Annotated in this window: 9 protein-coding genes; 2 read left to right on the top strand and 7 right to left on the bottom strand. The window is 43.0% G+C overall.

Features of this window, described 5'->3' with window-relative positions; all coding sequences use genetic code 11:
* The first annotated feature begins 484 nt into the window (after positions 1–484).
* Positions 485–1,540, top strand: a complete 1,056-nt coding sequence (locus QEP08_RS12165) for a patatin-like phospholipase family protein (RefSeq protein ID WP_285058344.1) — start codon at positions 485–487, stop codon at positions 1,538–1,540.
* Between the two features lie 220 nt (positions 1,541–1,760).
* Here the strand turns inward: QEP08_RS12165 and QEP08_RS12160 are convergent, their stop codons facing one another.
* The 3 genes from QEP08_RS12160 to dinB all read right to left on the bottom strand — a co-directional run bounded on the left by QEP08_RS12160 (position 1,761) and on the right by dinB (position 3,829).
* Positions 1,761–2,027 carry a hypothetical protein gene (locus QEP08_RS12160; protein ID WP_285058343.1) on the bottom strand — a complete coding sequence of 89 codons (267 nt, stop codon included), beginning with the start codon at positions 2,025–2,027 and terminating at the stop codon, positions 1,761–1,763.
* 70 nt (positions 2,028–2,097) lie between these two features.
* Entirely contained in the window at positions 2,098–2,679 is a 582-nt protein-coding gene (locus tag QEP08_RS12155) for a hypothetical protein (RefSeq protein WP_285058342.1), read from the bottom strand.
* A 94-nt stretch (positions 2,680–2,773) separates the two neighbouring features.
* Positions 2,774–3,829: a DNA polymerase IV gene (gene dinB / locus QEP08_RS12150; RefSeq protein WP_431844610.1), complete on the bottom strand. Its 1,056-nt coding sequence runs from the start codon at positions 3,827–3,829 to the stop codon at positions 2,774–2,776.
* Positions 3,830–3,993: 164 nt separating this feature from the next.
* Between dinB and QEP08_RS12145 the strand changes: the two genes are divergently transcribed.
* Positions 3,994–4,845 carry an HD domain-containing protein gene (locus QEP08_RS12145; protein WP_285058341.1) on the top strand — a complete coding sequence of 284 codons (852 nt, stop codon included), beginning with the start codon at positions 3,994–3,996 and terminating at the stop codon, positions 4,843–4,845.
* A gap of 304 nt (positions 4,846–5,149) precedes the next feature.
* Here QEP08_RS12145 and QEP08_RS12140 read toward each other — a convergent pair whose 3' ends face one another.
* Genes QEP08_RS12140 through QEP08_RS12125 form a run of 4 tightly spaced genes read right to left on the bottom strand, consistent with a single transcriptional unit; the run spans position 5,150 to position 10,390 of the window.
* Positions 5,150–5,554, bottom strand: a complete 405-nt coding sequence (locus tag QEP08_RS12140) for a hypothetical protein (protein ID WP_285058340.1) — start codon at positions 5,552–5,554, stop codon at positions 5,150–5,152.
* 25 nt (positions 5,555–5,579) lie between these two features.
* Positions 5,580–8,687 carry a collagen-like domain-containing protein gene (locus QEP08_RS12135; protein WP_285058339.1) on the bottom strand — a complete coding sequence of 1,036 codons (3,108 nt, stop codon included), beginning with the start codon at positions 8,685–8,687 and terminating at the stop codon, positions 5,580–5,582.
* Positions 8,688–8,733: 46 nt separating this feature from the next.
* Positions 8,734–9,885 carry a type IX secretion system outer membrane channel protein PorV gene (gene porV / locus QEP08_RS12130; RefSeq protein ID WP_285058337.1) on the bottom strand — a complete coding sequence of 384 codons (1,152 nt, stop codon included), beginning with the start codon at positions 9,883–9,885 and terminating at the stop codon, positions 8,734–8,736.
* A 4-nt stretch (positions 9,886–9,889) separates the two neighbouring features.
* The gene (locus QEP08_RS12125; RefSeq protein ID WP_285058336.1) at positions 9,890–10,390 is read right to left on the bottom strand and encodes a T9SS type A sorting domain-containing protein; all 501 of its coding nucleotides are present in this window, start codon (positions 10,388–10,390) and stop codon (positions 9,890–9,892) included.
* Between the last annotated feature and the right edge of the window lie 103 nt (positions 10,391–10,493).

Below are 10,493 nucleotides of genomic sequence, written 5' to 3'. Positions count from 1 at the left end.
CGTTCAATAAAAAATAGAAAACAATTTAGGTAGTTAATATAAACCAGGACCGGTGGATGCCGGTCTGGTTTGTAAAATTATAAGAAACGAGTTTACACCCCACTGGCAAGATTTTCTGCAAAGCATTGTCTCAATCTCCCCCTTATATTGCTGTCCCACACCATTTTCCGATAAATTATTCGCAATAAATTAGTAAATAAATATAGAGATACCAGGAAATAAAAGATAAAAACAAAGCCGAAGTAATTCGGCTTTGTTTGTTTTTTAAGAGCGTTGCGATATTATGAATTCTAACCTTCCTGATCAAACCCGGAAACAAAGTACTAAATCGATCCGGATTATAACTTTAACATGAACTTAGGCAGATGTAAAAGTCTATAACCAAAAATAACTATATAAAGAACAGCGGTCAACTGAGTAAATACGCAGTTTTTTATTTTCAATAAAAAACCGTTTATATTTACCAGAAGCCGATATTGCATTTATGAAAAAGATACTTTCTATTGATGGTGGTGGCATAAGGGGAATCATTCCGGGAATGTTCCTGGTAGCACTGGAAGAAAAACTTAAAAGAGAAAGTAAAAACCCCGATGCTGCTATTGTCGATTATTTCGATTTCTTTGCAGGAACAAGTACTGGAGGTATTCTTACCTGTCTATTGTTATGCCCCTCCGAAGATCACCCCACGCGTCCAAGATTTTCAGCGAAAGCGGCCTTGGATTTGTATCTTGAGCATGGAAACGAAATATTCAAAATGAGTTTCTTTAAAAGATTAAGGGCTAAATTTGGCTTGGCCGGTGAGCGCTACAACAGTGCAGTCTTTGAGGCGGTATTGGAGAAGTATTTTGGTGAAACCAAACTCAGTCAGCTGATAAAGCCAGGTATCATCAGTGCTTACAACATAGAGCTTCGTAAAACTCATTTCTTCAGGCAGCAAAATGCCATTTCAAGAGGGCCAACACGTGATTTTTATCTGAAAGATGTTTGCCGTGCTACCTCCGCGGCGCCTACCTATTTCAGTGTTGCCGAGATTCATTCTTTGGCCAACGTCAGATATCCCTTATTGGATGGAGGTGTATTTGCAACCAATCCGGCACTGAGTGGTCTTATCGAGGTGACCAAAGCCTTCAATCAAACCCGCATTAATGATATTTATCTTTTCTCTCTGGGCACAGGCCGGTCTCGCAGGTCTTATGATTATGAGCATTTTAAAAAGAGCAGCGCAATGGCTATTGTTCCGGCCCTGATAGACATTATGATGAGCGGTGTAGCGGAAACGAGTGATTTTTTTCTCCATCAGCTTTTTAGTTCTGTTGGCAAGGAAAAAAACTATATAAGAATAGAACCAATGAGTTTAGAAAGCATTAAGGAGGGTCTGGACGCAGCAAGCCCTTCTAATATTGAAAAACTGGTAGCGCTTGGGGACAGGACAGTTAGTGAAAATGAAGTACAATTGAACCAGATCGCTAAATTTCTTGTCGAAGAACAAAAGCATTCACGCTCCAAACTGTCATGGAACTTTTTAAAGACTGACAAGTAATCCAAAAATTACGGAGTAGTGATTTTGCAAGCCTGATAAAAACAGAAAACAAAAAGTGCAAAAGCAAGAAATTTTAACAATCCATAGGCAAATTGCCTGACCGATGATTTGTTGATCTTTTTGAGATACATGATAATTGGACATTAATGTAAATAGTAATTCAAAAATAGCGCATACCACCATGGGTATCAACTGTGAAAATACGCAGGATCATAGTATACTATTCTTTTCCGTTCTCTTTTTTTGCGTTAGTTTTTTCCTGAGAATTTTCACTATAGTCTGCCGGATGTACATCTCCTAATAAAGCATCTGTATTTTGAATATGCTCTGTCGGAAGATCATCACCCTTATTATCTTCTTTGCCTTCATGCCCAATCTCTATGTTCGGATCGACCGGAATCGGAATGTCGCGTTGATGCCCTGGTTTTCCGGGTATTGCTGCACCGGTAAGGTTGGAGCCGACTTGCTTTTCATCATGATTATTCATAACCTTACGATTTATTTGTTCCTATGAAACACATTTTGAACAACCTTGTTTTAAATTATTAAATAAAATTTTATTGCATATCCCGCTCCACTTTTCTGGCTGTACTTCTGCCCGGGAGATAAATTTGAAATCCAACACCTAAAGAAAGCTTATGTGCGTATGCGCTGCTTCCAAAACCTACAACCCCATTATATTTCAGCAAGCCTTCCAGTCCAATTGACGGAGTGACAAAATAGGTAAAACCGGGACCAAAACTAAATCCAAGGCCATTTGTATTTCCTCCTTCGGAAGGATTCACACCAGATACTCCCACAGTAGCTTCACCAAAAAACCTGGAATTTCTGACCACCTCATCAGCACCGGTTGATCCATAATAACGACCTAACGCACCTATGCCATAGGTAATGTCAGTTCCTGAGTTTTTAGCGGTCGCCAAGCCAAATGAAACATCACCGCCGAATGCAAGTCCGTCCTGTACAAACCAGGCTGCTTTAGGGTTTATCGACAAACTGAAAACATTAGGTTTGTCCAGGCCAAACTGAATGTCGGATATGTTAGCGCCCATCATCACATTTCCTTTTTGTATCTGTGCGTTTGCTTCAAACAACACGGTGATACCCAGCATAAGAGTTAAAGTTAAAGTTTTCATCATATTATTTTTTTGTTCAATAAATTAACAAACCCATATTATTTTTTGTTTAGATTAAATGAAATCTGTTTACCTGAAAAATAACAGGATAATAAATTCAATCAAACAATTCCAGCTGATCAGGGTCCCCGGGCCTATGAGATGGGGGTAAGGGCCCAAAATTGGAAAGCGATATTCCCAGCAAACGAACCTTCTTATCTTCCAGATCTACATTTTCAAGGAGTTGCTTTACTGTATTTATAATGATGGCATAATCTGAAGTAGGTTCATGAAATGACTGATTTCTGGTGATCTGTTTAAAGTCATGGTATTTTAATTTCAATGTCACCGTCCTTCCTCTCAGCTGGTTTTTTTGCAGCCGTATGCAAATTTTGTCTGCCAGCTTGCTCAACTCAGTATACATTTCCTCAACAGTAATTAGGTCATGCTCAAAGGTATCTTCAACAGCCAGCGACTTGGTCATTCTTTCGGGTTGTACCTCGCGATCATCGATTCCACGGACTATCGAGTAATAAAATTTGCCTGACTTTCCAAAATACTTAATGAGTTCTTGCTCAGAGAGCTTTTTCAGGTCGCCTCCGGTATGCAGATTCATGCTTTTCATTTTTTTTGCAGTTACCTTTCCTACACCGAAAAAACGCTCAACAGGCAGTTGCTCCATAAATGTTTCAATCCTGGAGGGGCCTATAAAAGTCAGACCATCGGGTTTATTGATGTCAGAAGCAATCTTGGCTACAAATTTACTGGAAGAAACCCCTGCAGAAGCCGTAAGGTGCAATTCTTCCTTTATGGTCTGTTTAATCTGTCCGGCAATTTCCAGTGCAGATCCGATATTTAGCTTGTCTGATGATACATCAAGATAAGCCTCATCTAAAGAAAGGGGTTCTATGAGGTCAGTATACCTGCTAAATATCTCACGGATCTGGGCAGAGACGGCCTTATAGGCGTCAAATCTGGGTCTTACAAAGATGAGTTCCGGGCACAACTGCAGCGCCTGTCTTGAGGGCATAGCAGATTTTACACCAAACTTGCGTGCTTCATAACTGGCGGCTGCTACTACGCCGCGGCCATCCGGAGAACCTCCGACGGCAATTGGCTTCCCCCTGTATTCTGGAAAGTCCCGCTGCTCGACAGACGCATAAAATGCATCCATATCTATATGGATTATTTTTCTGATCAACAAATCATTTAATTACCTGCCGGCTAATGTAGTTAGTATATCGCATTGTAAAAAGAGAAAATTATACTAAAAATATTTGCTTTTTTTCTTGAATATAACTAATAATATTAGTAATATTGTGATGAAATTCTAATGTTATGATTACTATAAACGATATATTCTTTGGCAAAATCGAGTTGCCGGGTGTATTTGAGGATTTATTAAACTCAGCATCTTTAAAAAGATTGAACCGGATACATCAAAGCGGCGCAATTTTTTTGGTAAGTCCTGACATTAACCACAGCAGATTGGAACATTCAATAGGGGTAATGCTCCTGATCAGGAAACTGGGGGGGTCCGAACTGGAGCAAATTGCAGGATTACTACATGACGTATCTCATACCGCATTTTCTCACGTGGGAGATTATGTATTAAATAATGCTGAGGAGGATTATCATGAACAGATCTTTGAAAAAGTATTGCTTTCATCAGACATTCCGGAAATTCTATCCTGGCATGGGTATCATATAGATCAAATCATTAATGGCGACTTTAAGCTCCTTGAACAGTCTATACCCAAGCTTTGCGCAGACAGGCTGGATTATACACTTAGAGATTCCTATTATGCCGGTCTGGTAACCATAGCAGAAGTTAAAGAATTTATAAAGCAACTATTGATCCAGGACGAACTCATAGTTATTAGTGATCCTGAAAAAGCAGAATGGATCAATGCACTCTATACACGGCTGATCAACGAGGTTTTTAACTTACCCTTGCATGTATATGCCAATAGAATATTAACTGAATTGATTAAATCCGGACTAGAAAAAAAAGAACTGAATGTTGACGATCTTCAAAAGGATGATACTTATCTGCTCAACAAGATCAGGAGCACACCGGCCGGATACGAAGGCATCAAGGCCATTAAACAGCGTAAGGGTTTTGATATATTCGTTAAAACGGGAATGGGGCTTAAAATGAAAAACCGCCAGTTGAATGCATTGATTTAATGCCAAATGACAGTTTCATTTTAAGCTTGATAAAACCCGAAGGAAGTATTCTAGTGATGACCCGGGCCTTCTGACTTACGTTTTTTCATAAACGACAGGTAGAAAGCAGTTACTGCTATGATTAAAACTAAAGTTAAAAGTCCTACAAGAGTTTGAAAACCTTCAGGCGATTGATGATGTTCCATGTTTCATTTTTTTTATGAAGGTAAAAAAATAAAATAAATACCTGAAGTAAAACAATAAAAAACCTGGTCAGCGAAAGCTAACCAGGTTAAACTAACCATTGTATTACATCGTTAAGTTCTTAATCTTTTTTCTTCTCATCTCCCTGAGAAGGCGGTTTTGGCGGATCTATCTTTTTTATTTCTTCTTTCACCGCAGGCTGATCGCTTGGAAGTGGTTTCTGTGTGGCCCGGGCAGCAGCATTCACACTCTTTTGTGCTGAACGCCGCGCCGTAGCTCCGCCGCTTTGTGATTTTCCTCCATCAAGTGTGCTTTTAAAATCACCTTTGTTATAAGTTTTTGGCTTATCAGTTTCTTCTTTCCCATTACTTTTCTTTTCCGGCGCATATTTGGCTCCGGGCACATTATTATTAACATATTGTTTTCTGACGCTCTCACCAGATTCATTTTCCTGTGCTATCGAGGTATTAGCACTTAGGATTAACACAATAGCTGCTACAATCCCGGTTTTATATATCATTTTCATATTTTTCATTTTATTAAATTAGCTATTACTTAACACTCACCAATACTTTAATCTTTCCTGTTTTTCCGTCAGAATAAGATTCAAGGGCTTTACCGAGTACCTGTCCAACTTTAACCTTATCAGGATCTGCTTTCATGGCCACACCAGGGGTAGATGAGGTAACCAGGAGGTCACCGCGCGAAATGGCACCACCTTCAAGACAAACTTTTGTGGGAATCACACCAATTACACCCATAGGCACCTGTCCGCTTAAATCTGCATCAATATTTTCTTCAGTTAACAAAACCCCTGGTTTTGTCGCATATACACCTGCGACAAGGTTGGAATAAGGTTTATTTGATTTTTCTACAGCTCTGTCTTTATCTACTGAAATGATCAGGATGTCTCCAGGCTCATACATGGAGATGTGCTCGGTCACTTCAAAAGATTCCGCTATATCTGCACCGCTGTTCTGGGTACCGCCGTTGAAGAAGCCGCGACCAGCTTTATTGATCCTCGCAACGTTTACACTAGCACTTTGATAAACTGCAACGCTTCCTGAAGGACCCTGATGGTTTATCAACAAAGCGTTACCAGTACCATTTGTAGTCACATGCACTACTGGTTGCCCGTTGGCGCTGTTAAAATTAGCAAACCTTCCGGCTTTTCCGGTGCCAAAGTTGGGTACGAATCCGGATATTGCATTTCCATTTCCATCAACTGAAGCCTCGACTCCATCACCATTACCACCCGCATTGGCAGTTATACCGTTGCCGCTGCCTTCTGTAAGCGCAAGGACTGCGGGACCATTACCAGCTGGATTGGAAGAATAGAACAAACCTGCATAGCCTCCCGTACCTGAAGATTTTCCATATATACCCGCGGTACCAAAATTAGCAAACATAGAATTGACTTCACCTACAACCGCAGGAGATGTACCGGTTGTGCGATCCACTTTGAAGCTGCCGGCAGTACCGTTACCGACTGTTTTAACTGTAATAACCTCATTCTCATTGTTTTCATTGAATATCTCAAAACGACCAGCCCGTCCTTCTGAAAATGTAGGGACCCAGGCATACAGTGCATTACCTGCTCCATCTATATTTGTTTCCACGCCGTTCCCGTCTTTACCTGCGTTGGCGGTAATTGCGTTACCGTTGCCATCTGTCAGAGCTATCAGTGAAGCTCCATTACCAGAAGGATTTGAGGCATAAAACAAACCTGCACGTCCACCTGTACCTGAAGATACACCAAATATACCCGCAGCACCGAAGTTCCCGAATATGGTGTTGACCTCGCCGCGAACTGCAGCACCGACACTATTGGTATTATTTAGTGTGAATGAAGCCACATTACCTAAAGTATTGTCAGGGATATTGCCATTAGAATTACTGATAACTTCCAGGATGTTGGCTTCCGTATTGGTTTGATTAAAGTTTTCAAATTTACCAGCCATACCCGTACTGCCGTTTAACCCGACCTGGCCGTACACTCCGATACCAGTATTAGCAGTGTTTGTAGCAATAAAACCCCTCACACCATAACCACCGCCATCATTGCGACCTACAACCGCACCCGCAATATCACTTGTAGTACGACCCACAACAGCTTCTCCCGCACCATTGTTGTCACCCACAATACCTGCAGAAGTCTGTGCACTGGTGATACCATGTAGCCCAAAACCGGCACCAGTACTGCTGCGTACACCAGTACCATTTCCTGAAGAAGTGACATTGACCACAGTTCCGTTGCCTACTGAACTGGCGTTTAATGCATTGTTATTATTCGCGTTATTGAAGATCGCTATACTGGCTGCAATACCATTATTACTGGTCGCATTTAAACCAGTTCCCGTATTACTGTTTGCATATACTCCGTATCCATTATCAGTAGCATTTCCATACACACCCAATCCGTTTGGAGTAGTTCCGTACACACCCCAGCCACTGCCGTTTTGTGACCCATATACACCAACGCCCAAACCGCCAGTACCGTTATTGATGCCCCTGACACCAGAAGAAAAACCACCCGGACTAGCTGAGCTGACTATTCCCCTGACCGCACTGATACTCGAAGTCGTTGTATTGTTGATGCCTTCTACAGACGTACCATCTCCGTCATTGGTGAGTGAAAATAACGTCGCAGCATTATTTTCAGTAGCCGCAAACGGTAATACCAAACCGCCGCCACCACCACCAATAGGAGACGGAGCCCATGCGACACCATTAAACTTCAATACGTCGTTCAGAACAGGCACAGTATTCAAGACAGGCTTAGTCTGTATTTGAGCTACAACCGGATTCGGATAATTTCCTGACAAATCGCCACCAGCCGGGGAAGCATTGATGTTTCCAGGAATACCCTGAATACCTTGTGGCCCGGCAGGGCCGACAGGACCAATCGGACCGACAGCGCCAGCTGGTCCCGGAATCCCCATAGGACCAATGGCTCCCGCATCTCCTTTATCGCCTTTATCTCCCTTGACCCCCTGGATGCCTTGTGGCCCGGCAGGACCAGCATTTCCAGTTGCACCTTTATCTCCTTTGACGCCCTGAGGACCCGTATCACCCTCATCTCCTTTATCACCCTTGTCGCCCTGAGGTCCCTGCGGACCTACATTACCCTGCGCGCCAGTTAGACCGATATCACCTTTGTCACCTTTATCTCCCTTGTCCCCTTTATCCCCCTTGTCGCCTTTCACACCCTGGACGCCCTGAGGGCCAGCTGGTCCCTGCGGACCGGGATTACCAGACGCCGCGTACAGCGCAAAAGGAACGCTCATCAGCTGAGTACTGCCCAGGGCCGTATACGAGCCGCCACCAAGGGCGATCTCAACTTTTGCATACTGGTTCACATTTTGCCAGGGGATAGCAGCAAATGTTCCGCTGCCCGGAGTACCTTTACCAATCTGTAAGGTAAACAAACCTAAAGCATTGGTATTCAGCGAATGTTCTTCCATATATTGAACCGGGCCATTATTGGCTCCGCCCAATATCGAGATCTTGACCTTGATGGCCTGGTTGGACAAAACAGTTCCGTTAGTGTTTCTGGCTACCCCCTGGTAGTTGATACCGGAAAAGCCACTTTGACCAAATGCCAGCTGGCAGGTCACAAGTGCGATAAACAGAGTTAATAAAGATTTAATTGATTTCATCACCGTTAAGATTTATGGTATAAGAGTTAGGTTAATATTTAGACAATTACATTCCACCGGGAGTGAAGCTGAGTGTAAAATGCATCGTGTTTTTCATGACAAATCTGTCCGAAGTAGGGAAAACATAGCTCATGTCTATCCTTACCGGATTGATATTGAAGCCAAGGCCCGCGGCAAAATGCTGCCGGTTACCCTTACTCGGATCTTCATAGAAATAGCCTGTCCGCAGGAAGAAGGCATTGTAATAAGAAAATTCAAGCCCGCCTGCCACCGTAAATTCGGAAATTTCTTCTCTGAACCCTCCCGGGGCATCAAAGAAAGAAGTGAACAAAGCACTGGTTACACTTCTATTTGGATCCTTGCCTTTTTCAATTTCTGCTGTTTGGTTGCCCATCCCATCAGTTTTATAGCGGGGCGGGGTAGGTGCCAGCAGTTTATTAAAATCCAGCAGGAGTGTCAACCTGTTTTCGGGAGTTTTATATAAAGCATAACCACCACCAACACGAAGGTTCATAGGTAGAAACGTAGTGGTCTGTTCGCTGTATTTCAGTTTCGTGCCCAAATTGGTAAGTGCCACACCCCAATTGTACCTGCGGCTGTAACTTCCATCCTCAGATTTGTTATCTGAATAGATCGCCACATCAGCTGCAAAGGCATCAGTACGTTTCAGTAATAAATTGTTGTAAGTCCCTGAACCGATATCGCTTTGAAAATATCTGGCGGTCAGTGCCATGGCAAAGCTTTCCCCAAACTTGCGGGCATAACTTACATCAATGGCCATCTCACTGGCTTTGTACTGTTCAAGCAGCGCTCCGGCATCATCTCTGAAGTTGACCGAACCCAGATCAAGGTACTTGACCGACACGCCAATAGCATGCCCGCCGGTCAGTTGACGGTAAGCAGCAATATAAGCCAGATGCGAGTCCTTACTCAGTTCCTTCATCCATGGGGTATACGAAGCGCTAATGCTCATTTTTGTGCCAAACGGAATTTTTGCCGCGTTGATAAACATGGAATTGGCATCTACAGGAAGTCCAGTTCCGGCTTCCGCCACTCCACCATTCCTGGCATCGGGACTCAGTAAAAGGAAACCTGCCCCCGTGTTTACCGCTCTGTTATCTTGTTGTGCAGTGCTGTTCTGGTACGCACATACCAGGTAAACCATCAGGCTTACAGCAAGGTAAATGTTATGTTTCATAAGCTTATTGAATGACCAGTTTTTCTGAATATCTCCGGCTTCCTGCCTGCAGGACAACATAATAAAGACCAGATGCGACCCCGCCGATCGGCATCGCATATTTCACCTTGCCCGCCAGCAACTTGGCCGAGATGTTTCTTATGGTTTGTCCGGCATTGTTGACCAGCATCATGTTTACCACACCATCCTTAATCATGTCAAATTCCAGATTGGTAGAACCAGACGCCGGATTGGGATAGACAATAAAGCCATTTACAAATGCAATTTCCGGTTCAGTTTCATTACCGGCGATTTCAGGCTGCTGGAAACCCTGTGTGACCAGCACAGGAGAATTGGCAATAGCCTCGACCAGCACTTCGCCGATGGTGTATTGAACAATGGTATTGTTGATTTGGGCTGAGCCTCCTGTACTGGCTACTACTGAGCGTTGAAGCTCTACTTGCTGGGCAGTAGCACCGGCTGAGAAACCCAGCATACCTAATAGAGGTATAAGTCTTTTTTTCATAGGGAGAGGTATTAATTGTAGATTACCTGTCCGAATTTAGATAAAGCTAATGTTTAAAATATCGGTAATAAGTGAGTTAGGGGTTGCAGTTAGTGAAATGAGG

Origin of the sequence: Pedobacter ginsengisoli (assembly GCF_030244015.1) — a bacterium.
GTDB classification, from domain to species: domain Bacteria; phylum Bacteroidota; class Bacteroidia; order Sphingobacteriales; family Sphingobacteriaceae; genus Pedobacter; species Pedobacter ginsengisoli.
Note: the sequence above shows the minus strand (reverse complement) of the source record. Positions and strands in the feature narration are given on the sequence as shown.

Excerpts from the sequence above, each read along its gene's own strand:
- dinB (WP_431844610.1), bottom strand. The coding sequence starts at position 3,829 with ATGGATGCATTTTATGCGTCTGTCGAGCAGCGGGACTTTCCAGAATAC.
- porV (WP_285058337.1), bottom strand. The coding sequence starts at position 9,885 with ATGAAACATAACATTTACCTTGCTGTAAGCCTGATGGTTTACCTGGTA.
- QEP08_RS12140 (WP_285058340.1), bottom strand. The coding sequence starts at position 5,554 with ATGAAAATGATATATAAAACCGGGATTGTAGCAGCTATTGTGTTAATC.
- QEP08_RS12125 (WP_285058336.1), bottom strand. The coding sequence starts at position 10,390 with ATGAAAAAAAGACTTATACCTCTATTAGGTATGCTGGGTTTCTCAGCC.
- QEP08_RS12135 (WP_285058339.1), bottom strand. The coding sequence starts at position 8,687 with ATGAAATCAATTAAATCTTTATTAACTCTGTTTATCGCACTTGTGACC.
- QEP08_RS12155 (WP_285058342.1), bottom strand. The coding sequence starts at position 2,679 with ATGATGAAAACTTTAACTTTAACTCTTATGCTGGGTATCACCGTGTTG.
- QEP08_RS12160 (WP_285058343.1), bottom strand. The coding sequence starts at position 2,027 with ATGAATAATCATGATGAAAAGCAAGTCGGCTCCAACCTTACCGGTGCA.
- QEP08_RS12165 (WP_285058344.1), top strand. The coding sequence starts at position 485 with ATGAAAAAGATACTTTCTATTGATGGTGGTGGCATAAGGGGAATCATT.
- QEP08_RS12145 (WP_285058341.1), top strand. The coding sequence starts at position 3,994 with ATGATTACTATAAACGATATATTCTTTGGCAAAATCGAGTTGCCGGGT.